Below are 25,235 nucleotides of genomic sequence, written 5' to 3'. Positions count from 1 at the left end.
TGCGAATCTCGGATTCGGGCACCGCGAAGGCAGGTTTGGCGGGCACTGCCCGCCAAACCCGACCAATTACATGCCTGCGGCTGAGCGCACGCTGTCGAGCAGCCCCTCGGGGTAGCCGTCGTAGTACGACTTCGTCGTCTCGCGGTATGCCTTGAGGTTCGCTTCGGTGATTGTCACGCCCGCATCTTCGAGCGCCTGGAGCGTGTCGCTCTCGATCGAGGCGTTCTCGGCTGTCGAGTCGACCCCGCCCTGCGCGAACTCCTCAACGAGGATCTGCTGCTGCTCTTCGGTGAGTGCGTCGAACGCTGCGGTACCGATCGCGAAGCCGAGGAAGAGCTGGAAGTGGTGGGTCATGGTGAGCTGGTTCGCAGCCTCTCCCCACTTCTGGTCGAGCATCGAGTTGATGTCGTTCTCTGCTGCGTCGACGACGCCCTGCTGCAGCGCGCTGTAGACCTCCGTGTAGTCGACAGTCGTCGGCACGGCGCCGAGCAGCTCGGTGGTGCGGGTGAACGAATCGATCGGAGGTACTCGGAGCTTCACGCCCCCGAGGTCTGCGGGCTCTGGGTACGCGTCCTTGCCGAGAATGTTGCGGGTGCCGAGGAAGTAGTTCAGCGCGAGCACGCGAACCCCGCCCTCTTCGGCAAGCGCGTCGTTCATCTCCGCGAACACATCTGACTCGTGGAACGTCTGTGCCTGGTCGGTGTTTTCGAACAGGAACGGCCCCGCGAGCACGTCGAGGTTGCTGCTCGGCGCCAGCGCCGAGAGCTCGGCCGCATCGGTGTACCCGATGAGGGGCTCGCCCGATGCAGACTGCTGCAACGTGTCCGCAGACGTACCGAGCTGGCCGTCTGGGTAGATCTCGAGCTCGAGCGAGCCACCCGACCGCTCCTTCACGCGGTCTGCGACAGCTTCAAGGGTCTTGTGGGTGATGCTCGACGACGATTCGACGTGCGACACCGAAATTGTCGTCGTCGACCCGGCCTCACTTGAGTCACCACCGTCGCCACCTGCCGAGCAACCGGCGAGTGCGAGCCCAACAACAGCGGCGACGCTCGCCGCGAGAATTTTGCGTTTGATCATCTTTGATACCTCCGGTCTGCCTTCACAGATGCGTGCCACGAGAATTCAGTTTCATCATCGAAAGATCTTTTCGATCGGGCACATAATCACCATACAACACTTTTTGAAGTAAATTCATCACAATTCGTCACAACTCTTCCGAATTCACTTCTTCGAGCACACGATCCAGCGCTGCAATGAACACGTCAGCCTGCTCGCGAGTGAGCGTCATCGGCGGCTTCACCTTCAACACGTTCTGCCGCTCAGACGTCGCCTGCATGATGACCCCGTGGCGCAGCAGCAGTTCGCATACCTCGCGCGTCTCAGCGACCGCTGGCTCACGGGTCTCGCGGTCTCGCACCAACTCGACACCGAGGTAGAGCCCCGACCCGTGCACCGCACCGATCATCGAGTGTCTGTCGGCAAGGCGCGCAAGCTCGGCGACGAGGTGCTCCCCAATCACCCGAGCATTTTCCTGGAGCCCCTCGTCGCGGATGACGTCGAGCACGGCAAGCCCGGCTGCCATGCTTGCCGGTGCGCCCCCAGATGATGAGAAGAACATCCCCTCCTCCCGCAACGCGTCGACGATCTCCCGCTTCGTGATGACCGCGCCAAGCGGGAAAGCGTTTCCTGCGGCCTTCGCGACAGTGATGATGTCGGGCACTGCCCCGGCGAGCTCGGAGCCCCAGAAGTGCGTACCGAGCCTCCCGTACCCGACCTGCACCTCATCGGCGATTGCGACGCCGCCAACCGCGCGAATCGCGTCATACGCGCCAGCGAGGTAGCCGGCGGGCGGAATCACTCCGCCCGCGTTGCCAAGCACGGGCTCCGAGATGAACGCTGCCGGGGGCCGCCCCTCGGCAACAAGCTCCGCGAGCCGCTCACGCAGCTCCGCAACGTACCGCTCACCCGACTCAGGGCCACGGTATTCGCCCCTGTAGGAGTTCGGGGCGCTCACGATATCGACCCATTCGGGCCGCGATCCCGCCGCGTTGGGGTTGTCAAACGCAGACGTGCTGACAGCGTCAGACGCCATCGTCCACCCGTGGTACCCCTCGCGCGCCGCCACAACGACCTTGCGTTGCGTGGCGACCTGGGCGAGGCGCAGCGCGAGGTCATTCGCCTCGGAGCCAGAGCTCACGGGGATCACCACGTCGAGTGCGGGATCTGGCGAGTGCTCGAGCAGCCTGGAAGTGAAATCTGCGTAGAGGCCGTAGAGAAACCTCGAGTTCGTGTTCAGCAGGTTGAGCTGTCGCGACACGCTATCTGCAAGCGCCGGATGGGAGTGCCCAATAGCCGTGACGTTATTCACCATGTCGAGGTAGGCGCGACCGCGAGTCTCGATGAGCAGCGCGCCCCAGCCACGCTCGATGCGCGGCGGCTCAAGATAGTAGCGCTCGCTCGCCCCTCCCATCGCCAGGTCGCGGCGCGCTCGTTCGCTTCGAAGCTCGATATCAGGATCGGGTACTGGCACGACACCAACGAGCAGCGAGGGATCACTCGCCCCATCGCACTCGTACTCGCCGTCGAACTCAACGAACGGGTCGGCCGGCTCGACGCCAGCGAATCGCCTGGTCACTCGGATGGGCGCCCCGGACTCGGCAACCGCGATCGGCGCCCCGGTAAGCACGCTCCCAGCAGACGCAAGCGCCCGCACGCCCTCAAGGCGAAGCACGACGCCACTGTCGCTCAGCTCGAGCACATCGCCGTCGGCAGTGAGCTCGCCAGCATACGGTGCGACGAGCGTCGCGCCCGGCGCGGTCCACAGCTCGATGCAGCGAGCCCGCGCCGCTGCGGGCACGTCTGCGCGGGGCGATACGCGACTCAGGCGCGCCTGCCCGAACGGGGCCGCGACAGCCTGCGTCGTTTCGAGTGCGCGCTGCGCGAGACGATCTTCGATTCCAGCCTCGAGCCAGGCGCCCCGATCAAGCTCGGCGCTCTCAACCCCCAAATCAAGCAGCTGGGGCTGCGACCCGGCGAGCGGCGCGTACTCGATGTCAGGGCGATGCGGCATGCCTGCAGCGAGTCGCAGCTGCGCGTAGGCTGTCTCATCGTCGATGGCGCAGGCACGCTCGAATACCTCCCACTCGTGCTCGAGCCGCTCACGCGCGTACTCGTTTCCAGGGTCAACATCGAGCTGGCTCCACCCGCTCACCGCGAGTACCGCCCCGCGGAGCACGATGAGCGGCCACACGACCGAGAGTTCTGTCTCAGTGAGCGTGGCGGCAGTAAGAAAGCCGCGAACCACTCGCCCGGTGTGCGCAATGCTGCCCGTGCGCCCGAGAACGTCGGCGGCAGTCACCGCGAGCTCAGCGACTCGCCACGACATCGCCGCGTCCCCGAGGTCGACAACCCACAGCGTGCCGCGAGCGTCGCAGAGCACGTTATCGGCAGTGATGTCGCCGTGGATCACCTGGCGAGGCAGCGCGTGCTGGGCGGCGCGCACGGCGGCAGCAGCGCGGCGCGCGGCGGCGAGGCAGCGCTCGCGGCGCTCGAAGGGCAATGCGTCGGCGAGCTGCTCGACGACATCAAGTGCGCGACCGAGCTCCCACTGGATATCGCGCTCGGCCGCCGCATGCGCGACCCCCCGCAGGCCTGACACCGAGCGGCCTGCGAGCTCGCCGAGCTGCTCGGCACGGAAACCGCGAAGCTCAGGCTCATCTGCGATAGGCGCCCCATCAACCCACTCGAACGCCCGAGCGACGACGGTCTCGGCTTCTCCGACCTCAGACACGGTCTCGTGTGCGATCCCCGCGCCAGGGATCGGCACAAGCTGCGCCGGGGTCGAGACGCCAGCGGCGGCGAGCGCGCCCCCGACGAGTGCCTGGAACTCGCGGTCGGCTTCTGTCGTGGCAGCGTTATCGAACTTCAGCAGGATATTCCGCTCACCGGCGCCCCTGATCGCGAAGTTTCGGTCTTGCTGGCTGCCGACCTCGACGGCCGTGCCGCTCACCCCGAAGCACTCGTTCGCCACCTTCATTGCGTCGCTTTCGGCCACCACTGGGCGCGCAAAAAGCCAAGTCCGGCTGATACTCTCAGTCATTACAACCCCATTCGATGTCGCGTGGAACACTCAATGCCTCTGAGAAATCACCCTACATCACAAAATTGTCCAGATTAGTCATTTTTCATCACAGCAAGGCGATAGAGCGTGATCGACGTAAACCACGAGCCCAACGACATTGATGACATTGACCGCAAGCTGCTGTCGGCGCTCCAGAAAGATGGCCGGTGTGGTTACGCCGAGCTCGGCGAGCTCGTCGGCCTCACCGCGGGCGGCGCGAGACGCCGCGTCATGCGCCTCGAGGAGCGCGGCATCATCCAGATCGTCGGAGTCACAGACCCGCTCAAGCTCGGCTACCGCAGCATGGCGATGGTCGGCATCGTCGCCCAGGGCGACGTCGAGGAGATCGCGGCGGCCCTGAATGACCTCCAGAACGTCGTGTACGTGGTCATCGCCGCCGGCCAGTACGACATCCTCGCCGAGGTTATCGCGGAAGACCAGGCTGCGATGTTCGAGGCGATCAACCACCAGGTGCGCAACGTGCCAGGCGTACTGCGAATCGAGACTTTTCCGTACTACTCAATTCGCACTCATCGCTTTGGATGGGGAGCACTCTAAGCGCATAGCAATGTGAAATTGTGACGCAAAGTCACAACATGAGTGATTTTTTATCACTAGACTGGATGCCTGACGTATCGGCGTCGCACAGGTGCGACGTGCAGAGTGCAAAGGAGCATCCGTGCAATCACCAGCCGCAAGATCAGCGCCCCGCTGGCTCAGGGGCACCCTCGCAACCGTAGAAGAGTGGGTGCCGGCCGCCCTCATGGGCGTCATGGCAGTTGCGATCACCGCCGATGTCATCATGCGGTACGTGTTCAACCACCCACTCGCCTGGGCAGGCCCGCTCTCCATGTTCTGCATGGTGTGGATGGTGTACCTCGGCTCAGCGGCGGTCTCGCGCCGCGGCGCACACATCTGCCTCGACTTCCTGTCAACCAAACTCGGGCACCGTGGCCGCGCGGCTGTCGACCTCTTCGTCGAACTCGTGACCCTCGCAGTGCTCGGCACGATCTGCGTCGCGACAGTCATCTACCTTGAGAAGGCGCGCTTTCTCATCATGCCCGGCCTGGGCTTCTCGAAGAAGTACATCACCGTCGCCGCGCTCGTCGGGCTGGTACTCATGGTCATTCACTCGTGCGGGCACGCCGTGCGCGCCATCTCCGGGCTCCGAAACCCAGACTACGAGCGAGTGAACGTTCCCATCGAAGAGGTCGAACTCGATGACTTTGATACGCGATTCGTCAACGTTGTGAGCGACGAGCTCACCGGAAAGCAGGGCTGATCCATGCTGCTTCTCGCACTCTTTGTCGTACTGCTCGCGCTGCTCGCGCTCCGCGTGCCCGTGTACCTCTCGCTGCTCAGCGTCTCGCTCATCTACGTGTTCGTCGATGGCCGGGCAATGTCACTCGTCGTTCAACGGCTCACGAGCGGCCTCGAGTCCTTCCCGCTCGTTGCGGTCCCCCTCTTCGTCCTCGCCGGAAGCATCATGGCAGGCGGCGGCCTCGCCGAGCGCCTCATGAGCTTTGCAGGCACGCTCGTCGGCCACTTCAAGGGTGGACTCGCGCAGGTCAATGTGCTCAACAGCCTCATGATCGGCGGCATGAGCGGTTCGGCGCAGGCAGACGCCGCGATCGACTCAAAGGTGCTCGTGCCCATCATGCGGCGCGAGGGCTACAGCAACGCGTACGCGTCAGCCCTCACCGCGGCCTCAAGCTCGATCTCCCCGGTCCTTCCGCCCTCAATCGGTCTGATCCTCTACGGCGTCCTCGCCGACGTCTCAGTCGGCGCGCTCTTCATGGGCGGCGTGCTTCCCGCGCTGCTCATCGCCGTCGTACTGAGCGTTGCGGTGCGGATCCTCGCAGAACGACTCAACCACCCCCGCGCCCGCGATACGCGTGCGTCATTTCGCGAGGTCATGCAGGGCTTCCGCGCGTCGTTCTCTGCGCTGCTCATGCCCGTGCTGTTGCTCGTCGGGCTGCGCATGGGCGTGTTCACGCCGACCGAGCTCAGCGCGGTCGCGGTCATCTACGCGCTGCTCGTCTCGATGTTCGTCTACAAGCAGATGACGTGGCGCGACATCCCGAAGGTGCTCAAGGACGCCGCGCTCACGAGCGCGATGCTCATGCTGATCATCGCCGCAGCGGCGGTATTCAGCATCGTCGTTGCCTACGAACGCGTTCCGCAGCAGCTCGGAGACCTGCTCGGCGTCGTCGGCGAGAACCCGATCCTGTTCCTGCTGCTCGTCAACGTCATCCTGCTGCTGCTCGGTGCCGTCATCGACGCGATGAGCCTCATGATCATCATGACCCCGATGCTCGCGCCGCTCGCCGTAGGTCTCGGCATTGATCCCGTGCAGTTTGGCGTGATGGTTGTGCTCAACGTCACAATCGGCTCGATCACCCCGCCCGTCGGCAGCACGCTCTTCACCGTGAGCGCAATCACTGGCGCAAAGATCGGCGAGATCACACGGGCGTTCATGCCGTTCTTCCTCGCACTCATCATCGTGCTGCTGCTTGTGAGCTACGTGCCAGCGGTCACCACGTTCCTTCCCAGCGTTCTCTAACCCGGAGCTCACAGTGCCAATCATCACCCTGCTCGAATCAATCCATCCGGCCGGCGTCGAGATCCTCAGACAGTCGGCGACTGTTCGGGAGCTCTCCGGCCCCGACGACCCGCGACTGCCCGAGGCGCTCGCCGACTCAGATGCGATCATCGTTCGCAGCACCCCGATCACCGCCGCGACCCTCAATCAGGGCATGCGTCTCCGTGTCATCGGCCGTCACGGTGCTGGCATCGACAACATCGATGGCACGCTCGCTGCCGAGCGCGGCATCCACATCGTGAATACCCCACGAAGCAACACCGAGTCAGTCGGCGAGTACACGATCGCCGCGCTCATGCACCTCTTCAAGCGATTCAGCGAAGTGGAGTCGGCGCTCCGCGGCGGCAAGTTCACCGCGGCAGCTGGCTCACTCCCCGGCCAGGTCGACAGGCTTGGGCTGATTGGCCGTGAGCTCTCAGGAGCCCATCTCGGGCTTGTTGGCGCCGGTGCGATCGGTCAGTCCGTCGCTCGGCGGGCGCTGGCGCTCGGGATGCGCGTGTCTGCGGTCGATCCCTACGCCGACCCGGATGCGCTCGAGCGGGCCGGAATCACCCCAGTGGCCGACCTCGCCTCGCTGCTTCCGACTGTCGACGCGCTCAGCCTGCACGTTCCCGGCGATCCTGCCCGCGGCCCGCTCATCGGCGAACGCGAGTTCGGAATGTTGCGACCCAACGCCGTGCTTATCAATGCCGCCCGCGGCGGACTTGTCGACGAGGATGCGCTTGCTCGCGCACTCACCGGCGGAACACTCGCGGGTGCCGCAGTCGACGTCTTCTCGCCCGAGCCGCCAGACGTTGCCTCGCCGCTGTTTGGCGCGCCAAACCTGCTGCTCACCCCGCACATGGCCGCGATGACCGCCGAAGCGCTCGAGCGCATGGCAGTTGATGTCGCACGATTCACGCTTGAGGCGCTCGGCGCCGAAACCACGTAAGGAGACCGACAGGTGTCGACCCATCCAATCTTCATCGACGGCGCCTGGGTGCCAGGCGCAGACGTGACCCTCAACGAGAACCCGAGCGACCTCGATGCGCCGCTCGGTGAGTACGGCATGGCCTCTCTCGCGCAGACCGACGACGCGATCGCCGCCGCCGCGGCGGCGGCTGTGACGTGGGGAAGGTCGCCCGCAGCCGAACGGGCCACCCTCCTCGAGGGCGTCGCTGCGCGGCTGCTCGCGCGCCGCGACGAGCTCGGCGAGCAGCTCGCGCGCGAGGAGGGCAAGACGCGCGCCGAGGGCATTGGCGAGGTCACTCGGGCGGCGCAAACGTTCTCCTACTACGCGAACCACCTCTTCACGCCCCAGGGCGAGGTGCTTGCATCGCGCAGACAAGACACCTCGATCCACACACGCCGCAAACCGCTCGGTGTCGTCGGCATCATCGCCCCGTGGAACTTCCCGCTCGCCGTGCCGAGCTGGAAGATCGCCCCTGCCCTCGCGGCGGGAAACACTGTGGTGTTCAAGCCAGCAGAGGCAGTGCCTGCATCGGCTGCATCGCTCGCAGAGATCATCGCCGATGCGGGCGCGCCAGCGGGCGTGTTCAACCTCGTCACCGGTCGCGGCAGTATCGTCGGCGAGCGGTTCGCGACCCACCCCGACGTAGCCGCAGTGAGCTTCACGGGTTCGACACGGGTCGGCAGGCATCTCCTCGCGACCGCGCATGCAACGGGGTCGAAGCGTGTGCAGGCTGAGATGGGAGGCAAGAACCCGCTCGTCGTCGCGGCAGACGCAGACCTCGACCTCGCCGTTCGAGTCGCGATCGACTCGTGCTTTGGCGCGACGGGCCAGCGGTGCACCGCAAGCAGCCGGCTCATCGTCGACAACGCAGTCCACGACGACTTCGTGCGCCGAATGACCGCGGCAACCGCCGCGATCCGCGTCGGCCACGCCCTCGATCCGGCGACGACGATGGGGCCCGTCGCCACACACGCGCAACTCGAAACGGATCTCGCGGCGATCGCCCTCGGACAGCGCGAGGGCGCAGAGCTGCTGACTGGAGGCGCGCTCCTCGAGCGCAGCACCCGCGGGTACTATCTCGAGCCGACACTCTTCGCGGGCGGGCAGAGCTCGATGCGGCTCAACCAAGATGAGATATTCGGCCCGGTCGCGTGCATTATTGAGGCTGACGGCATCGAGCATGCAATCGAGATCGCGAACGACGTGCCCTACGGCCTCTCCGCCGGCATCGTGACAACCGGACTGGCGACGAGCGAACGGTTTCAGGCCGAGGTTCGGGCCGGCCTTGTCTCAGTCAACGCCTCACCCGCGGTGTCTGAACTCCACGCGCCGTTTGGCGGGGTCGGTGCGTCGAGTTACGGCCCGCGAGAGCAGGGAACTCGTGCGTTCGACTTCTACACGACAACGAGCTCGCACTTCGTGTCCTTTGGCGGCTAGTTCGCTCTCGTCGCGAGCGCCCGCACCACGCCGTACGCGATGAGCCCCTGGCCGAGCGTGTAGGTGAGCATCACCGCACCGCTCGTCCAGTCGGGCATCGCGTCTGGGGTGAAGATGCGAAACGACAGGATCGCGTCAGACGCGAGAAACCAGAAGCCGCCCCACGCGATCAGGCCGCCGCAGCGTGCAGCGAAAGCGGCTGTCGCGACGAGGAGCGCACCGTAGAACAGCACCGGAACCGTGAGGTCGCCCGTATGCGGCACGAGCAGCGATACGAGGAGGGCGTAGGCGGCGACGTAGCCGAGCGCCCACTTCGGAAACCCGCCGCGGGCGAGGCCGCGCCCGCGCCACATGAGCAGCACGTAAAAAACGTGCGCGATACCGAAGCAGGCGAGCATCATCGGCACCTCGTCCGCGAACATCGGGAAGAACGCCGAGGAGCCGTCGCCGAGCCACGAGAACAGCACGCCAAGCAGCAAGAGCGAGAGCGCCTTGCCGGGCCACGGCCGGACGCCGGCCGATGCCCACAGGATGGCGACTGCCAAAAGCGGCATGAGCAACAGCTTTGTCGGGCCCGCGAGCGGGTTCCCGATGAAGACAAATGCGACGTGGACGATCGAGATCGCGGCGTACGGCACGAACGGCAGCAGGAGCTGAGTGGGCCCAGCAGTCGCCTCAGACAGCTCGGGGCTTTTCAGCCCGCCGCGCGACGGGTCGGTCACTTCTCGACGAGGATGCCGTCTGCGTCGCACCACACCATCGCGCCGGGAGTGAACGTCACGCCGCCAAACGTCACGGGCACGTCGGTCTCGCCGCTTCCGGTCTTCGTTGACTTCGCCGGGTTCGAGCCAAGCGCCTTCACGCCGAGCGGCAGCGTGCCGATTGCGACACGGTCGCGGATCGCGCCGTGCACGATGATGCCTGCCCACCCGTTGTCTGCGCCGAGTCCCGCGATGATGTCGCCGACGAGCGCGGTCTCGAGCGAGCCCTCGCCGTCGATGACGAGCACGGCGCCGTCGCCTGGCGTCGAGAGCACGCTCTTCAAGCGCGCGTTGTCTTGGAAGCACTTCACCGTGCGCACGGTGCCGCTGAAGCTGGTGTCACCGCCGCAGTCCTGAAACTGCAGCGACACTGACTGGAGCTCGTCGCCCCGCTCGTCGTAGAGATCTGCGGTGCTGATGGTGTCCATCTCGATGGGCCTCATTCCTTATTCGAGAACGCGGCGATCGTTGGCTAGGCCGACTGCCGCGCGCGGCGACTCTGCCGCCGATCCCACGCTACCGCGCGACAGAGTTGCGACGCTACGGTCACATCATGTACAAATGTACATGTACAGAAGTACATGAGCATTTTGGGGAGAAGCGATGAGCACCGAACCACTCGCGCCCGGAAAGCGAGATCCGGAGGCGCGACGGCGTGCGATCCTGCTTGCCGCGACCGAGATCATCGTCACGCGCGGCGCCGCCGCACTCACGCACCGCGCAGCCGCGAGCCACGCGGGCGTCGCCCTCGGCTCGACAACCCAATACTTCGCGTCGATCGACGAGTTGCGCGAGGAGGCACTCCGCGCGCTCGCCCAAGAAGACGACGAGGCGCTCGCCGCGCTCGAACCGCACCTCGCCACGCTCCAGACCGACCCGTCAGGAGCGGTCACCGAGCTGCTGAGCTACCTGCAGGATCCTCGCGCCGTGAACGCCGACATCGCGCTGTTCTCGAGCGCCACGGCAGACCCGAGCCTCCGGGAGCTCGCCCTCAGATGGAGCGACAAGCTCATCGAGATGCTCTCGGTGCATTTCGATCGGGATCGCGCCGAGGCGATCGCGGTCTACATCGACGGCGCGACGGTCCACGCAGGCTTGCGCCAGCACTCCCTCTCCCGCGAGGCGCTCACCATCGCGCTGACCGCGCTCGCGGGCCCACCAACTTCACCTCGACCCACCAGCACGACTGGCCACCCATCCGAAAAGTCTGAGTCATGACGAACGAACACACGCCCATACTGAACGCCCCGCACGCAGATCCGGCGCAGGCCACCGCCGCGCTCATCAGCCGTGCCCGACGTTGGGGCGCCCTCGCCGTGCTCACGGCGAGCCTGCTCGTCATCACGATGGATATGACGATCCTGAACATCGCGCTTCCGAAGATGGCCGCTGAGCTCCACCCGACGGCGGCGCAGCAGCTGTGGATCATCGACGTCTACTCGCTCGTGCTCGCGGGCCTGCTCGTCTCGTTCGCCGCGCTCGCCGACCGCTGGGGCCGCAAGCGCATGCTCATGATCGGCTACACGCTGTTCGGGCTCGCGTCACTGCTCGTGCTCATCGCGTCAAGCGCCGAGGCCGTCATCACGATCCGCGCGCTCCTTGGCATCGGCGGCGCGATGATCATGCCGACGACGCTCTCGCTCATCCGCGTCACCTTCACCGACCCGCGCGAGCGCGCCACCGCGCTCAGCATCTGGGCCGCGGTCTCCGGCCTTGGCGCCGCGGTCGGCCCGCTCATCGGTGGCGTGTTGCTCGAGCACTTCTCGTGGCACGCCGCGTTCCTCGTGAACGTGCCGCTCATGCTCGCTGGAGTCATCGCCGGCGTGCTTGTGCTGCCCGAATCGAAGGTGAAGAACCCCGGCCGCTGGGACTTCCTCGCCGCACTCCTCTCGATTGCCGGAATGACACTCGTGATCTGGTCGATCAAGACCTTCGCCGCCGAGTCAAGCTTCCTCGTGCCGAGCGCGCTCACCGCGTTCGCCGCGGGCGTCGCGCTGCTCGCCTGGTTCATCATTCGCTGCCTCCGGAGCGACGCCCCGCTGCTCGAACTGGGACTCTTCAGGAACCGACCGTTCTCTGCAGGCATCATCGCGGCGCTCGGCTCGTCGTTCGCGATGGGGGCAGCACTCCTGCTGCTCGCCCAGTGGATGCAGATCATCGACGGCGCGACCCCGATCGAAGCGGGTGTCAGGCTCATACCCGTCGCGATCGCCGGCGCGGTGGCCTCGCTCGCCGCTCCCCCGATCGCGCGCCTCGTCGGCTCGCGCGCGGTCCTCGCGGGTGGCATCGCGCTCGCAGGCACCGGCATGCTCGCGATCGGCCTGCAGCCGGGAACGCTCAACTACACGACGGTGCTCATCGCGCTCACCCTCGTGGGCTTTGGCACGGGATCGCTCGCGATCGGGTCGGCAATGATCATGCACGGCACCCCCGAGGAGAAGGCTGGCAGCGCGGGCGCGATCGAAGAGACCTCGTACGAGCTCGGCGCCGTACTCGGTGTCGCGATCCTCGGATCGATCGCCGCGATCCTCTACCGCGTGGGGCTCGCGGGTAACCCGCTCGTCGACGGGCTCGGCGCGGAGGCCGCGAAGCAGGCAAACGACTCGCTCGGGGCCGCCGCCGCGATCGCCGAGGAGTTGAAGCTCCCTGACCTGCTCGCGACCGCGAGCGAGGCGTTCACCTCGTCGATGCAGACCACCGGAATTGTCGGCGGCCTGAGCATGCTGACGATTGCCGCGATCGTCTTCTTCCTCACGCCGAAGGGCACAGACGTCTCAGCGAGCTCCCACTAGGGGGAGAGGGCGCGCTCTCGGGGTCGATAGGTACCTGGGTACCACCGGCCCCGGTACTGGGGCAGGACGACGATGGCTGCTTGGGCTCGTAGTCTTGGAAGTATCAAGGCGGCGTACGGCAGAAAGGAATGTCATCATGACCACCGACGCACACACCACTCAGCTTCCAGGTTCAGACATCCAGTCCGAGAATTCGACACCCGACACTACCGCGGTTCCGACTCCGGCTCCGGCAACGGCCGACTCAGCTCCCGAGGCTCCTGCTGCGACCGCGGCCCCCGCTGGTCCGGCGGCTCCGGCGGCATACGCTGCCCCGCAGGTCTCCACCCCGCAGGTGCCCAGCCCGCAGACGTCCGCCCAGCAGGCAACTGTGCCGCAGGTCACGCTCCCGCAGGTAACCGTGCCCCAGGCGACAGTGCCCCAGGCGACGGTGCCCCAGGCGGCGGAGCCGGGCGCAGCGCCGACCTACGCGGTGCCGCCGACAGGCAGCTACGGAGTGCCCCCGCAGGGCGGCTACGCACCTACGCCGCAGGGCGGGCATCCGGTCCCGCCGCAGGCACCGCAGTACGCAGTTCCAGGCCCCCTCGACCCGACGCCAGGCAAGAATAGCTACGGCTTCGCGATCGCGAGCTTCGTGATCGGCATCGCATCGATCCTGAGCGCCTGGACGTTCGTCGCACCGATCGTCGGCCTCGTGCTCGGCATCCTCGCGCTGCGCCGCAACACCAAGGAGCGCACCCTCGCGCTGTGGGGCGTCTGGCTCAACGGCGCAATGCTTGCGTTCGCGGCTGTCGGCCTCGTGCTCTTCATCGGTCTCGCATCGTTCGGCATCTTCTCGAGCGCCGTGAGCTACGGCTTCTAATTCAGACCGGCCGCGAGAGGCGGGCACTCCCAACATGGGAGTGCCCGCTTCTCACGTTCCTAGGGCCGGGAGTCGCTGGCGCCAGCTCGTACGAAGCGCCACTGGCCAGGGCGACCCTTCGCTGAGCGTCCACGGAGCCCCGCCTGGCCGACCCCTGCCTCGCCGAGCCCCGCGTCGCCAAGCTCCGCGCGCACCCTGCGGGACAGGCCCGGCAGCGCCGCCCGTTTCCCAGCGAGCGGCTTTGCGACGCCGACAAGCAGCGTACGGTCGCCCCGCCGCGAGCGCACCTCGATGCGGGCGGCCTCCCCCGCCTCACACCATACGAGAGAGTCGATGTCGGCGAAGGCGGCAGTCCATTCCGCCACCCGATCCGCCCCTTGGTCAGTTTCCACGGGCAGCCAGTCGCGAGCGGCACCCTCCCGGGTGGGCTGCAGCTCCGCGATACGCATCCGGCCCGCCGTGAATGTGACCCGCCAGGCGCGAGTCCGCGCGCGAAAGTACGCGCGCGCCGCGAGGTACACGGGCAGCATGAGAAGCACACCGAACGCCAGCAACAGGAGTTTTGGCGACAGCCGACTCACGACGGGCTCGGCCGCGATGAAGATCGCGACGGCCGCCCCAAGCACCGCCGCCGCACAGGCAGCAACCGCCACGAGGTATGCGTGTCGCGACATCTCGACCGCTGTGAACTCGGTCTGCGCGCCGTCTTCCGACCCCACCCAGACCGGGGCGGGGAGGTCGGATGCGGGGCCGCCGGGAAGCGCGGCAACCGCCCGGCCGAGCAGCGTCAGCCAGACGACCGCGGTGAGGGTGATGCTCGTGAACCAGAGCGCCCACGCAAGCGACACCAGCGGGTCGGGTAGCACCGAGCGAAGCCAGGCCATGGCCTCTCCGATGCGCGGCACGAACAGTACCCCGTACAGTGCGAGCGCGCCAGCAAGCCCGATGTGCGCGGCGAGGCCGGCACGGCGCGACGGAATGCGCGCGAGCAGCCGCATAGCGACGAGGCCAGCGAAGAAGCCTGAGACGAGGAGGCACACGACCGGGAAGAAGTCGGCCGCGTTGCCCGCGAGCACCCATGGCAGCGCGAACCCGAAGCAGGCGATCGCCCAGAAGAGCGGGCTCCCGAACAGCCGCCTCACGCGCGCGGCGCCCGGCTCGGCTGATCGGACGGAGCGCGGGGCGGGTACACCCAGGTCACCATCACGACAGAGATGATCATGAGCAGGAACCAGGCGATGAGCTTCTGCGGTGACACGGGCTCCCAGCCACCCTCCTGGTGCGGGTACAGCCAGGCGCCGGCCCACGTCGCGATGTTCTCGGCGAACCAAATGAAGGTCGCGACGCCAAAGAACACGAGAAGCAGCGGGGCACGCAGCGTCGCCCTGTATACCCTGAAGTGCATAGAGGTGCGCCACCACACCACGGCGACCGCGGCGAGCAGCACCCACCGCAGGTCGACAATGAAGTGGTGCGAGAAGAAGTTGACGTAGATGAGCGCGGCGATCACCGTCGTCACGAGCCGCGACGGGTAGCGGGCGAACCGTAGATCGTGCAGCCGATAGACGCGCACCATGTATGAGCCGACAGCGGCATACATGAACCCGCTGAAGAGTGGCACGGCGCCGATGCGCAGGATCCCCTCCCCCTCGTACGCCCACGAGCCGACATCGGTCTTGAAGAGCTCCATCACCGTGCCTGTGATGTGGAAGAGCAGGATCACCCAGAGCTCTCGACCCGTTTCAAGCTTGAAGGCAAGCAGCAGGATCTGAATCACGACCGCCGCGATCGTCAGCGCATCGTTCCTGGCAAGGATCGCGTCGTCTGGGTACCAGAGCCGCGCGGCGACGAGCACGACGAGCAGCAGCGCGCCGAAGATGCACGCCCACGCCTGTTTGAGCAAGAACACTGAGCACTCGACGAGCACCGCCCTGGCGCCGCGCGCAGGGGCGCCTGCAAGCACCCGATTCGCGGCGCGGTCGATCGCGCGCTCGAGCCTCGTAAGCTCGTGCGACGGAAAGCCGCCCGCATCAGTCGTCACGCGAGCGGCTCCAGTTCGGCGACCAGCATGGGCCGCCGCGACGCGACAGAGTTAGCGTCGCTCACGCCGTTCACGAATACGCATGTTCAGCACGATCGGGGTGCCCTCGAAGCCGTACGTCTCGCGAAGACGACGCTGAATGAAGCGACGGTAGCCTGGGTCAAGGAAGCCAGACACGAACAGTACGAACGTCGGCGGACGGTTCTGCACCTGCGTGCCAAACAGCACACGCGGCTGCTTTCCGCCGCGCAGCGGGTGCGGGTGCTCCTGCACGAGCTCAGCGAGGAACGCGTTGAACTTCGCGGTCGGAATACGCGTGTCCCACGACTCGAGCGCAGCTTCAAGCGCGGGCACGAGCTTCTCGAGGTGGCGGCCCGTGCGCGCCGAAATGTTCACGCGGGGCGCCCAGTCAACGTGCGCGAGATCCTGTTCAATCTCACGCTCGAGGTACTTGCGGCGCTCGTCGTCAAGCATGTCCCACTTGTTGAACGCGAGCACGAGCGCTCGGCCAGACTCGAGCACGAGGTCGATGATGCGCAGATCCTGATCGCTGATCTCCTGCGTCACGTCGATGAGCACGACGGCGACCTCGGCCTTTTCGAGCGCCGCAGAGGTGCGGAGCGTCGCGTAGAAGTCTGCACCCTTCTGCAGGTGCACGCGGCGGCGAATACCTGCGGTGTCGACAAACGTCCAGACGCGGCCCGCGATCTCAACCTGTTCGTCGACAGGGTCGCGGGTGGTGCCGGCGAGCTCGTTCACGACGACGCGTTCCTCGCCGGCGGCCTTGTTGAGCAGGCTTGACTTGCCGACGTTCGGGCGGCCGAGCAGGGCGACGCGGCGGGGGCCTGCGAGCTTCGGCTGTGCGACAGCCGACTGCTCGGGAAGCACCTTCATGACGTCGTCGAGCAGGTCGGCGACGCCGCGACCGTGCAGCGCAGAGACGCTGCGGGGCTCGCCGAGGCCGAGCGACCAGAGCGCGGCGACCTCGGGCTCCTGCACCGCGTCGTCGACCTTGTTCGCAACGAGGAAGACGGGCTTGTTCGTGCGGCGCAGCATCTGCACGACGCGCTCATCGGTCGCCGTCGCGCCGACGCGCGAGTCGACGACGAACAGCACTGCGTCACACAGTTCGATTGCGACCTCGGCCTGCAGCGCGACAGAAGCGTCGATGCCGCGGGCGTCGGGCTCCCAGCCACCGGTGTCGACGAGCGTGAAGCGCCTATCGTTCCAGAGCGCTGGGTACGAGACGCGGTCTCGGGTCACGCCCGGGATGTCTTCAACGACTGCCTCGCGGCGGCCGAGGATACGGTTCACGAGCGCCGACTTGCCGACGTTCGGGCGGCCCACGATCGCGACGACAGGGAACGCCTCGAGGCTCGGCTCAGCGAACCCGACGAACTCGCCGTCGGCGGTCAGAATGTCGCGGTCGTCGTCCTCAAGCTCGAACGAGTCGAGCGACGAGCGCATCGCGCGCAGGCGCTCCTCGTCGGTGACGTTGCCGTCAAACTCTTCGCCGTCGAGGTCTACGTCGCCGCCACCCGAGATAATCTCGCTCGGGTCGACCTGCGACAGGTCAAATTCTTGTTCTTCGCTCATCATCGTTCCTTCTCGTTCGATGGGCGGGCCCCGCGGGCCTCCTCAACGGTGTCGATCACAGCTTGGATCGACTGCCCAAAGTTCATGTCGCTCGTGTCAATGAGCGTGACCCCGGGGGCGGGGTTCAGAAAATCTACGACCGCGGCGTCCTTCGCATCGCGTGCCGTGATGTCGGCGAGCACCTGCTCGTGGCTCACGCCGGGCAGCTCGCCCTGGCGCCTCGTCGCCCGCACCTCGGGTGACGCAGTCATCAGGATCCGCACGGGCGCGTCAGGCGCGACGACTGTGGTGATGTCGCGGCCCTCGATGACGACGCCGGGCAGCCCCGAGGCAGCAACGATGTCGCGGAACATTGTGTTCAGCCGGACACGTACCTCGGCGTGCTTGGAGACGCGGCTCACCTGGCTCGAGATCTCGGGGGTCCGGATCACCGCAGAGACGTCGAGCGCCTCAGTGCCCCCGGGAAGCGTCACCTGCACGCGCTGCTCGCCCTGCAGCGTGATCGCGTACGTCCAGCCGTCGAGCATCGCGAGCACCGCATCTTCGGAGTCAAGATCGACAGCGTCCTCACGGCACGCCCACGCGAGGGCGCGGTACGCGGCGCCGGTGTCGAGGATGCCGAAGCCCATCTGCTCTGCGGCAGCCCGGGAGACGCTCGACTTGCCGCTGCCCGCGGGCCCGTCGATCGCGACGAGCACGGGCTCGGTGGCCACAGGTGTTGCACCCATTACAGTGTTCTCCATCCGCGCTCGGTAAGGTCAGCGACCGCCCGTTCGGCGGCTTCTGGCAGCACGGCGATCTCCGCAAAGCCAATCTGTGCGCCCGGCGAGTGCTCAAGGCGCAAGTCTTCCATGTTAATACCGAGTTCTCCGAGTTCGGTGAGCAGCCGGCCGAGCTCGCCCGGCGTATCGTCGATCAGCACCGTAATCGTGATGAACCGCTCGGACGACCCGTGCTTGCCAGGGATGCGCCCCACGCCGCGGCCGCCAGCCGCAAGCAGGTCTGCGACGCTCCGCTTCGCGCCAGGCGCGTCGACGTCCCGCAGCGCCGCCGTGAACGCGGCGACGTCCGCCGAGAATTCTTCGAGCAGCGCGACAACGGGCTCGCGGTTCGCACCCAAGATCTGCACCCACAGTTCAGGATCGCTCGCCGCGATCCTCGTCGTATCCCGGAGGCCAGCGCCCGCGAGCGCGATCGCCTGCTCCTCAGCCGAGACGAGGCGTGCGGCAAGCAGGCTCGACACGACCTGTGGCAGGTGCGAGACGAGGCCGACCGAGCGGTCGTGCTCCTCAGGCGTCATCTCGGTGAGCACGCCGCCGAGATCGAGCGCGATCGCCTCGACGAGCGAGAGCGCCTCCGCTGGGGTGTCTCGGTCGCGGCAGATCACCCACGGCCGCGCGGTGAACAGGTCGGCGCGCGCCATGATCGCGCCGCCCCGCTCGCGGCCTGCCATCGGGTGCGAGCCGACGTAGTTCTTCAGCGGTGCGCCGCGACGCACGAGTTCGAGGTAGGGGGCGAGCTTCACGCTCGCGACGTCGGTGACGACCGCGTCCGGGAACTCTGCGAGCGCCCGCTCAACGGCATCGGCGACGACGTCGGGAGGGGTCGCGACAACCACGACTGACGGTTCAGGATCAGCGGCGTCTCGGATCCTCCCCGCGCCGTAGTCTGCGGCGAGCGCGACAGCGGTCGGCGAGAGATCCTCAAGCGTGACGTCAACACCGCGCTCGCGCAGGCCGAGGCCGACGCTCGCTCCGAGCAGCCCGGCACCGACGATGTGCACGGTACCGCGGACGCGGGATTCAAGTTCATTCATCGCGAGTGGGTTCTCCGTTCGTGGCGCTGCGGGCGCTACGCCAGCGCCAGGAGATGAAACTCCCTCGATTTTAGCGGTTTTTCGCGGAAAATCTCGCACCGGGCCTCCTCGGCTTGCCTGGCTACCGCCCCGCGCTACTCAGCGAGCATGCCGGTGACGCGATAGGGAATGACCTGCCTGAGGAAGAGGCTCGTCGACGTCCGCGTGATGCCAGGGCAGAGCCTGATCTCCTCGCTCACCCGGTACAGGTCTTCAGGGTCGCGCGCGACGACGCGCAGCAGCAGGTCGGTGTCGCCCGCCGGAGCGAAGCACTCGAGCACCTCGGGAATGCTCGCGAGGGCGCGGATCGCTTCGCTGATGAGGTGCTGGTCGAGCTCAACCTGCACCATCGCGGCAACGGGGCGGCCGAATGCCGCGGGCTTCACGCGCGCGCTGTGCGGCCTGAACACGTCAGCCGCCTGCATCTTGTCGATACGCGCCTGCACGGTGCCGCGGGCGAGGCCAAGCTTGTGGGCGATCATTGCGACTGGCATACGCGCGTCGACGTCGAGCTGCTCGAGGATTCGACGATCCGTCGCATCGAGGGCATACACTTCGCTCACTTCGCGCTCCGTTCTTCGGGTTTGGCTATACAAATTGCGCACTCAAAGCTTAACCGGTTGCGCGAATCTTGCACCCCTCGATTGAATACTTCTCGGGAGGCGGCACCATCCGCTTCCGACCCCGCGGCCCGCCCCACCAGGAGGGACCCGCACCGCAGATGACCACCACCCCAGGCCATTCGCACCTAGCACCTGATTGAGCGCAACTCCCTGCCATAGTGCACCCACAATCGCCGTGGGTACGCCGCGGTCCCGCGGCGTAGGGGGCGCCAATCAGAGCCACATTTCGCACTGTGCCATGCAGGTTTGCATGCCGGCCGCACCGTGAGGTTGAATACTCCTCGGGGTTCAGCCAATCAGCCGCTCCCCGCACCGCTGCACGCCACACCCGGCACCCGCAGCACCGCACGCGACCACCACCCCGGTTGCCAGTACGAAAGCACCAAGTTGAGCAGCACCCATGCCCTCGCGCACCCAGGCAGCGCGCCAGTTTCCCTCCGGCGCCCCCGAATCCGCGCGACCCTCACAATCGTTAGCCTCTTCGGGCTGCTCACCGCGGTCAACCTCCCGACCGCGCTGTATCCGCTCATCGGTGACAGGCTACACGTCGACGAATTCGGCATCACCGTCGCATTCGCGAGCTACGTCTTGAGCCTGCTCGTCGGGCTCGTGCTCTTCAGACCACTCGGCGAGCGGGCAAACCGGCGCACAGTCCTCGTCTGGGCGCTCGCTGCAACCTCGCTCGCGACCCTCGGGCTCGCGCTCGCCCCCACGCTCGCGTGGTTCTGCCTCGCACGCGCCATCCAAGGCCTCGCGATCGCCGCCGCAACAGGCACCGGCTCGAGCGCACTCAGGGTGCTCCTGCCTGGACGGCCCAACCTGAGCGGGCGGCTCACGCTCCTCGCAACATCGGGCGGCGTCGCGGCAGGTCCGATCCTCGGCGGCGTGCTCTCGCTCGCGGGGCAACAGCCAACGCAGGTGCCGTTCGTGGCCTGGTCGATCCTGCTCGTCGCCCTCATCCCAGTGATACTCGTGATCGCGCCGCACCCCGAGTGCGAGCCTGTGGGGCGCCGAAACACCGCAGCCCCCGGGCCGGTCACGCAGCAGCTCTCCACACCAGCGGCCGTCGCGGCCTCGGTTCCAGCGATCCGTATGGCGGCGCTCGTGGGCTTCGTGAGCTTCGCGTTCTTCGGGTTCGCACTCTCGCTCGCCCCCGGGCACTTCGCCGAGCTGTTCCACGCGACCTCGCGCCCGCTGCTCGGGCTGCTCGCATCGCTCGTGCTCCTCGCGTCGGCAGCCGTGCAGCTCTTCCCGGTGCGTGGCCGCCTCGCGGCGCCGCTCGGGCTCGTCGCATTCGCCACGGGCACGCTGCTCCTCGGCCTCGCAACGGCGCTTGCGAGCCCGGCACTCACTGTCGCCGCATGCCTCATCGCTGGCGCAGGCCAGGGCATCGCCTTCCAGCGGGCGTTCGGCGCCGCCGTTGCAGCGGTGCCGTCGGCACGCCACGGAGCAACCGTGAACGCGATCTACGCCGTCACCTACCTCGGCAGCACGCTGCCGGTGCTCGGCCTCGGCATTGCCGCGTCAACCTTCGGGCTGACTCCGGCGGTGCTCGCCTTCACGGGAGCGATTGCTGTGGCCTGTGCGGTGCTCGCTGCGGTGGCGTTCAGGTCGGCCCGCACCGGCGACTGAGGCGCCGGGCTCCCGCCCCACGCTGCCAGCCGAGCACCCGCCCGGTCCGGCTCCCCCGGTCAGACGCCCCGCCCACTCCCCGGCGGACGCCCCCGCCCACTCCCCGGCGGACGCCCCAGCACCCCAATGCACACGGCTTCCGCAGATGTACACGAAAACTACGCGTTGAAATCGTGTACATCTGCGGAAGCCGTGTGCATTCGCGGGGCGGGCCGGGCCGAGCCGGGGCGAACCTGGGCGAGCGGAGGCGGGCCGAGCCGGGGCGAGCCGGGCAGGCCGCGCCGCCCCCGCGCCGGGCGAGGCGAGCCGGCCAGGCGGGGCCGAGCGAGGGGCCCGGGCCGGCCGCGCGCCAAAGCTAGGGCCCGGTGATCGCTGCGAGCGCGAGGCGCTCCCGCTCTGTCAGCATGGAGCTGAAGCGGTCGGCGATTGCGCTGCGTGCGATGCGCCCAGCCTCCGCCGAGTCTCGGCGCTCGATCGCTTCGAACAGGCCCGAGTCGATGCGCGCGGAGTCGAGCCGCACCGCGCTCTGCCCTGAGCCGCGCTCGAGGTCCCGCTGCACGAGCGCCCTGAGCGCCCCCGCGACAGCCTGACCGCTGAGCTGCAACACCTGGTTGCCGCTTGCCTCCCACACAGTCCGGTGAAATGCGAGGTCGGCGTCTGCGAACTCGGCGTCGCTCGCCGGGGTCCCGCCAGCTCCGCCGACTCCCTCGGCTGCCTCACGCATACGGGTCACGGCTTCGCGCATGCGTTCGAGTTGCTCGTCGGTATGCAGCACGGCCGCGAGCTCGGAAGCTGACCCGTCGAGCACGATGCGAAACTGCACGAGTTCGGCGAGCCCGAGCGACGCGGTGCCAAGCATCGCCCTGAACGATCTTTCGAGTGTCTCGGGTGAGGGCGCGAGCACCACCGGGCCACCGCGGGTGCCGGGCTTCGGCTCGATGAGCCCCATGCTCTGCAGCACGCGGAGCGCTTCGCGCACGGTCGGGCGGCTCACACCAAACTGCACCATGAGGTCGCGCTCGCTCGAGAGCTGCGTGCCAACGGGGATCTCCCCGGAGATGATTGCCGATTCCACCTGTTCGACGATCCGCTGGTAGGTGAGTACTGGCACCGCGGGGGTGAAGCTGTGTGTGGTCAAACGACTGCACTCCTCTGTGAGGTCGACGGCCGAAGGCGGAAGAACCGATTCGGGAAACTCTCTCAGATAGTAGCGCCCCACAAGTGGCCTTACCATGTATCCTGGTTTGAATCCTCGCGGCGCGAGGGGCGGGTCAGAGCCGACTCGCACCGAGGGGTGATATCCAACCGTTCGCGCCAAACCGGGTTTGCACACCCAGCAAATCCAGCCCACACTTTCATACCGAAGCACAAGCCGTCGGCGATGCCGCCGACCCCACATGTGACAGGAAGCACCATGCGTCGTAAGACAACTCTCTCCATCGCCGCGGCGATCATCACGGCTGGCGCGCTCGCGCTCACCGGCTGCTCGGCAGGCTCGGGCGGCAGCACCGGCGGCGATGCCGGTTCGACCGAGACCACCGCGACAATCGCCCTCACCGGCGCGCCGGTGAACCTCGACTTCACCACGACCGCGGGCTCTGCGATTCCGCAGGCACTCATGACGAACGTCTACGAGGGCCTCGTCGAGGTAAACCAGGAGGGCGAGATCGTGCCGCTCCTCGCCAAAGAGTGGAAGCTCTCGGACGACCGCAAGACCTACACGTTCACCCTGCAGGAAGGCGCGACGTTCTCGAACGGCGACGCATTCACCGCGAACGACGTGAAGTTCAGCTTCGAGCGGGTCAAGACCGACTGGACCACGACGCTCAAGGCGAAGATGGACGTCGTCGAGAGCGTCGAGGTCATCTCTGACACCGAGGTTGCCGTGCACCTCTCGCGCCCGTCGAACGCCTGGCTGTTCGACATCGCGACCCCCGTCGGCGCGATCTTCTCCCCGAACGGAGTCGCGGACCTCGCGAACGCTCCGGTCGGCACAGGCCCCTACACTGTCGCTTCGTGGAAGCAGAACGAGTCGATCGAGCTCGCCACCCGCGACGACTACTGGGGCGACACACCTGGCGTCGAGGGCGTCACGCTCAAGTACTTCGCTGACGCGACAGCGACGACGAACGCGCTCCGCACCGGCGACGTCGACGCGATCGTGAACCTTCAGGCCCCCGAGCTTGTCAGCACCTTCGAGTCTGATGATGCGTTCACCGTCACGAGCGGCACCTCCTCCGGCGAGGTCTCGCTGTCATTCAACAACCGCACTGAGCCGTTCAACGACGTACGCGTGCGCCAGGCCGTGCTGTACGCGCTTGACCGCCAGGCGATTATCGACACCGCTTGGAACGGCTACGGTTCGCTCGACGCGACCTTCGTCACCCCGAAGGAGCCCTACTACGTCGACCTCAACGATCAGTACGCTTACGACCCCGAGAAGGCGAAGGCGCTGCTCAAGGAGGCGGGCAAGGAGAACCTGAAGGTCACCTACAAGGTGCCCACCCGCCCATACGCGCAGGCAGTGTCTGAGATCGTCGTGTCGCAGCTCGCAGACGTCGGAATCGACGTCACCATCGAGTCCTCCGAGTTCCCTGCGGTCTGGCTCGATGACGTGTTCACGAACCACAACTTCGAGATGACAACCGTGCTCGCCGTCGAGGCGCGCGACGTGCTCACCGTCTTCAACAACCCCGACTACTACATCGGCTACGACAACTCGAAGATCGCTCCGCTCGTCACCGCAGCCGACGAGGCAGACGAGGCCGGCTACATCTCGGGCATGCAAGACGTACAGCGCCAGATCGTTGACGATGCCGCAAGCGGCGTGCTGTTCCTCTTCCCGAACATCGTCATCACGAAGTCGGACCTCGCAGGCGTTCCCGAGAACGCAATCGTCGAGTCGCTCGACCTCACCGGGCTCTCCTGGAAGTAGCCCGACGCGGGGTGGTGGGCGCACGAGCCCACCACCCCGGTTCGCCCCACGCCCTCAACACCTAGGACCACGGCATGGCCATTCGGATTCTCATCAATCTCGCGCGCTTCGCGGCGACGTTCCTCGTCGCGACAGTCGTCGTGTTCCTCTTCATGCGGCTCATCCCCGGCGACCCGGCGCAGGTCGCGCTCGGTACGAACGCGAGCCCCGAACTCGTCGCGCAGCTGCAGCACGAGTTCGGCACCGACAGGCCGCTCTACGTCCAATACTTCGACTGGGTCGGCGGTCTTCTCACAGGCGACTTCGGCACCTCCTACATCACGCGGCAGGACATCAGCCCGCTCGTGTTCGACAGGCTCCAGGTGAGCCTCATCCTCGTCATCACGGCGATGATCGTTGCACTCGCGATCGCAATCCCGCTCGGCACGATCGCTGCCGTACGGCACCGCAACGCCTCCGGGATCCTGATCGGCGCTGGCAGCCAGCTCGGCGTCGCGATTCCAGGCTTCCTCGCAGGCATCCTGCTCGTGCTCGTCTTCGCTGTCGGGCTCGGCTGGCTGCCCGCCGGCGGCTGGACCCCGCCAGGCGAAAACTTCGGCGACTTCGTGCGCCGCCTCATTCTTCCGGTGCTCGCGCTCGCCAGCGTGCAGGGCGCGATCCTGACCCGCTACGTGCGCTCGGCGGTGCTCGAGATCATGAGCGAGGATTACCTCCGCACCGCCCGCTCGAAGGGGCTCAGCCCCACCGGCGCCCTGCTGAAGCACGGCATGCGAAACGCCGCAATCCCGGTCATCACCGTCACCGGCGTGCAGCTCGCGGCGCTCATCATCGGCGCCGTGGTTATCGAGCGCGTCTTCGTGATTCCCGGCCTCGGCTCGATGCTGCTCGACGCTGTCGGGAACCGTGATTTGCTCACCGTGCAGTCAGTCGTGATGGTGCTCGTCGCGATCACGCTGCTGCTCAATCTGCTCATCGACGTGCTCTACACGATCGTCGATCCGCGCATGCGAAAGGGGGCCTAGCC

Annotated in this window: 22 protein-coding genes; 11 read left to right on the top strand and 11 right to left on the bottom strand. The window is 66.8% G+C overall.

What is annotated here, in order from left to right; translation table 11 throughout:
* Window positions 1-66: 66 nt before the first annotated feature.
* Together dctP and KI794_RS03105 are read right to left on the bottom strand one after the other, a co-directional pair.
* Window positions 67-1,080 (bottom strand): TRAP transporter substrate-binding protein DctP, encoded by a 1,014-nt coding sequence (gene dctP, locus KI794_RS03110; protein WP_185986136.1) that lies wholly within the window; start codon window positions 1,078-1,080, stop codon window positions 67-69.
* Window positions 1,081-1,207: 127 nt separating this feature from the next.
* On the bottom strand, window positions 1,208-4,102 hold the full coding sequence (locus KI794_RS03105) for an aminotransferase class III-fold pyridoxal phosphate-dependent enzyme (RefSeq protein ID WP_255809096.1): 2,895 nt from the start codon (window positions 4,100-4,102) through the stop codon (window positions 1,208-1,210).
* A gap of 108 nt (window positions 4,103-4,210) precedes the next feature.
* Between KI794_RS03105 and KI794_RS03100 the strand changes: the two genes are divergently transcribed.
* The 5 genes from KI794_RS03100 (at window position 4,211) to KI794_RS03080 (ending at window position 9,114) form a co-directional block, all read left to right on the top strand.
* Window positions 4,211-4,681 carry an Lrp/AsnC family transcriptional regulator gene (locus KI794_RS03100; protein ID WP_119283386.1) on the top strand — a complete coding sequence of 157 codons (471 nt, stop codon included), beginning with the start codon at window positions 4,211-4,213 and terminating at the stop codon, window positions 4,679-4,681.
* Window positions 4,682-4,802: 121 nt separating this feature from the next.
* On the top strand, window positions 4,803-5,405 hold the full coding sequence (locus tag KI794_RS03095) for a TRAP transporter small permease (RefSeq protein ID WP_255809095.1): 603 nt from the start codon (window positions 4,803-4,805) through the stop codon (window positions 5,403-5,405).
* Between the two features lie 3 nt (window positions 5,406-5,408).
* Window positions 5,409-6,686: a TRAP transporter large permease gene (locus KI794_RS03090; protein ID WP_255809094.1), complete on the top strand. Its 1,278-nt coding sequence runs from the start codon at window positions 5,409-5,411 to the stop codon at window positions 6,684-6,686.
* A 13-nt stretch (window positions 6,687-6,699) separates the two neighbouring features.
* Window positions 6,700-7,656: a hydroxyacid dehydrogenase gene (locus tag KI794_RS03085; protein WP_255809093.1), complete on the top strand. Its 957-nt coding sequence runs from the start codon at window positions 6,700-6,702 to the stop codon at window positions 7,654-7,656.
* A 12-nt stretch (window positions 7,657-7,668) separates the two neighbouring features.
* Complete coding sequence (locus KI794_RS03080) at window positions 7,669-9,114, top strand: aldehyde dehydrogenase family protein (protein WP_255809092.1); 1,446 nt, start codon at window positions 7,669-7,671, stop codon at window positions 9,112-9,114.
* Here the strand turns inward: KI794_RS03080 and KI794_RS03075 are convergent.
* The gene (locus KI794_RS03075) at window positions 9,111-9,836 is read right to left on the bottom strand and encodes a lysoplasmalogenase family protein (RefSeq protein WP_255809091.1); all 726 of its coding nucleotides are present in this window, start codon (window positions 9,834-9,836) and stop codon (window positions 9,111-9,113) included. The genes KI794_RS03080 and KI794_RS03075 overlap by 4 nt on opposite strands.
* On the bottom strand, window positions 9,833-10,303 hold the full coding sequence (gene rraA / locus KI794_RS03070) for a ribonuclease E activity regulator RraA (protein ID WP_255809090.1): 471 nt from the start codon (window positions 10,301-10,303) through the stop codon (window positions 9,833-9,835). Before rraA ends, KI794_RS03075 begins: the two co-directional genes overlap by 4 nt.
* Window positions 10,304-10,478: 175 nt before the next feature.
* On the opposite strand from rraA, the gene KI794_RS03065 reads away from it, so the two are divergent.
* From KI794_RS03065 to KI794_RS03055, 3 genes are all read left to right on the top strand, one after another.
* A complete protein-coding gene (locus KI794_RS03065; RefSeq protein ID WP_255809089.1) occupies window positions 10,479-11,093 on the top strand; it encodes a TetR/AcrR family transcriptional regulator in 615 nt (204 codons plus the stop codon).
* A complete protein-coding gene (locus tag KI794_RS03060; RefSeq protein ID WP_255809088.1) occupies window positions 11,090-12,667 on the top strand; it encodes an MFS transporter in 1,578 nt (525 codons plus the stop codon). The genes KI794_RS03065 and KI794_RS03060 overlap by 4 nt, the downstream gene beginning before the upstream one ends.
* A gap of 136 nt (window positions 12,668-12,803) precedes the next feature.
* Window positions 12,804-13,529, top strand: coding sequence for a DUF4190 domain-containing protein (locus KI794_RS03055; protein WP_255809087.1), 726 nt, complete (start codon window positions 12,804-12,806; stop codon window positions 13,527-13,529).
* A 59-nt stretch (window positions 13,530-13,588) separates the two neighbouring features.
* Here the strand turns inward: KI794_RS03055 and KI794_RS03050 are convergent, their stop codons facing one another.
* From KI794_RS03050 to KI794_RS03025, 6 genes are all read right to left on the bottom strand, one after another.
* On the bottom strand, window positions 13,589-14,671 hold the full coding sequence (locus tag KI794_RS03050; protein WP_255809086.1) for a hypothetical protein: 1,083 nt from the start codon (window positions 14,669-14,671) through the stop codon (window positions 13,589-13,591).
* Complete coding sequence (locus KI794_RS03045; protein ID WP_255809085.1) at window positions 14,668-15,570, bottom strand: DUF817 domain-containing protein; 903 nt, start codon at window positions 15,568-15,570, stop codon at window positions 14,668-14,670. The genes KI794_RS03050 and KI794_RS03045 overlap by 4 nt, the downstream gene beginning before the upstream one ends.
* Window positions 15,571-15,621: 51 nt before the next feature.
* Window positions 15,622-17,166 (bottom strand): ribosome biogenesis GTPase Der, encoded by a 1,545-nt coding sequence (der, locus tag KI794_RS03040; protein WP_119283404.1) that lies wholly within the window; start codon window positions 17,164-17,166, stop codon window positions 15,622-15,624.
* Window positions 17,166-17,894 (bottom strand): (d)CMP kinase, encoded by a 729-nt coding sequence (gene cmk, locus KI794_RS03035; RefSeq protein ID WP_255809084.1) that lies wholly within the window; start codon window positions 17,892-17,894, stop codon window positions 17,166-17,168. The genes der and cmk overlap by 1 nt, the downstream gene beginning before the upstream one ends.
* Complete coding sequence (locus tag KI794_RS03030; protein WP_255809082.1) at window positions 17,894-18,982, bottom strand: prephenate dehydrogenase; 1,089 nt, start codon at window positions 18,980-18,982, stop codon at window positions 17,894-17,896. The genes cmk and KI794_RS03030 overlap by 1 nt, the downstream gene beginning before the upstream one ends.
* Window positions 18,983-19,116: 134 nt before the next feature.
* Window positions 19,117-19,575, bottom strand: coding sequence for an Lrp/AsnC family transcriptional regulator (locus tag KI794_RS03025; RefSeq protein ID WP_119283453.1), 459 nt, complete (start codon window positions 19,573-19,575; stop codon window positions 19,117-19,119).
* A gap of 456 nt (window positions 19,576-20,031) precedes the next feature.
* Between KI794_RS03025 and KI794_RS03020 the strand changes: the two genes are divergently transcribed.
* Window positions 20,032-21,276 (top strand): MFS transporter, encoded by a 1,245-nt coding sequence (locus KI794_RS03020; protein ID WP_255809081.1) that lies wholly within the window; start codon window positions 20,032-20,034, stop codon window positions 21,274-21,276.
* Window positions 21,277-21,631: 355 nt separating this feature from the next.
* Here the strand turns inward: KI794_RS03020 and KI794_RS03015 are convergent, their stop codons facing one another.
* The gene (locus KI794_RS03015) at window positions 21,632-22,414 is read right to left on the bottom strand and encodes a FadR/GntR family transcriptional regulator (protein ID WP_255809080.1); all 783 of its coding nucleotides are present in this window, start codon (window positions 22,412-22,414) and stop codon (window positions 21,632-21,634) included.
* Between the two features lie 276 nt (window positions 22,415-22,690).
* Between KI794_RS03015 and KI794_RS03010 the strand changes: the two genes are divergently transcribed.
* Both KI794_RS03010 and KI794_RS03005 read left to right on the top strand, forming a co-directional pair.
* Window positions 22,691-24,211, top strand: coding sequence for an ABC transporter substrate-binding protein (locus tag KI794_RS03010; protein ID WP_255809079.1), 1,521 nt, complete (start codon window positions 22,691-22,693; stop codon window positions 24,209-24,211).
* Between the two features lie 74 nt (window positions 24,212-24,285).
* On the top strand, window positions 24,286-25,233 hold the full coding sequence (locus KI794_RS03005; RefSeq protein ID WP_119278691.1) for an ABC transporter permease: 948 nt from the start codon (window positions 24,286-24,288) through the stop codon (window positions 25,231-25,233).
* The last annotated feature ends 2 nt before the right edge of the window (window positions 25,234-25,235 follow it).

Origin of the sequence: Leucobacter aridicollis, assembly GCF_024399335.1 — a bacterium.
Lineage (GTDB): Bacteria > Actinomycetota > Actinomycetes > Actinomycetales > Microbacteriaceae > Leucobacter > Leucobacter aridicollis_A.
This window is presented reverse-complemented; position numbering and strand designations above follow the sequence as displayed.

Excerpts from the sequence above, each read along its gene's own strand:
- KI794_RS03060 (WP_255809088.1), top strand. The coding sequence starts at position 11,090 with ATGACGAACGAACACACGCCCATACTGAACGCCCCGCACGCAGATCCG.
- KI794_RS03105 (WP_255809096.1), bottom strand. The coding sequence starts at position 4,102 with ATGACTGAGAGTATCAGCCGGACTTGGCTTTTTGCGCGCCCAGTGGTG.
- dctP (WP_185986136.1), bottom strand. The coding sequence starts at position 1,080 with ATGATCAAACGCAAAATTCTCGCGGCGAGCGTCGCCGCTGTTGTTGGG.
- KI794_RS03030 (WP_255809082.1), bottom strand. The coding sequence starts at position 18,982 with ATGAATGAACTTGAATCCCGCGTCCGCGGTACCGTGCACATCGTCGGT.
- KI794_RS03055 (WP_255809087.1), top strand. The coding sequence starts at position 12,804 with ATGACCACCGACGCACACACCACTCAGCTTCCAGGTTCAGACATCCAG.
- KI794_RS03005 (WP_119278691.1), top strand. The coding sequence starts at position 24,286 with ATGGCCATTCGGATTCTCATCAATCTCGCGCGCTTCGCGGCGACGTTC.
- der (WP_119283404.1), bottom strand. The coding sequence starts at position 17,166 with ATGAGCGAAGAACAAGAATTTGACCTGTCGCAGGTCGACCCGAGCGAG.
- KI794_RS03090 (WP_255809094.1), top strand. The coding sequence starts at position 5,409 with ATGCTGCTTCTCGCACTCTTTGTCGTACTGCTCGCGCTGCTCGCGCTC.
- rraA (WP_255809090.1), bottom strand. The coding sequence starts at position 10,303 with ATGGACACCATCAGCACCGCAGATCTCTACGACGAGCGGGGCGACGAG.
- KI794_RS03010 (WP_255809079.1), top strand. The coding sequence starts at position 22,691 with ATGCGTCGTAAGACAACTCTCTCCATCGCCGCGGCGATCATCACGGCT.
- cmk (WP_255809084.1), bottom strand. The coding sequence starts at position 17,894 with ATGGGTGCAACACCTGTGGCCACCGAGCCCGTGCTCGTCGCGATCGAC.
- KI794_RS03065 (WP_255809089.1), top strand. The coding sequence starts at position 10,479 with ATGAGCACCGAACCACTCGCGCCCGGAAAGCGAGATCCGGAGGCGCGA.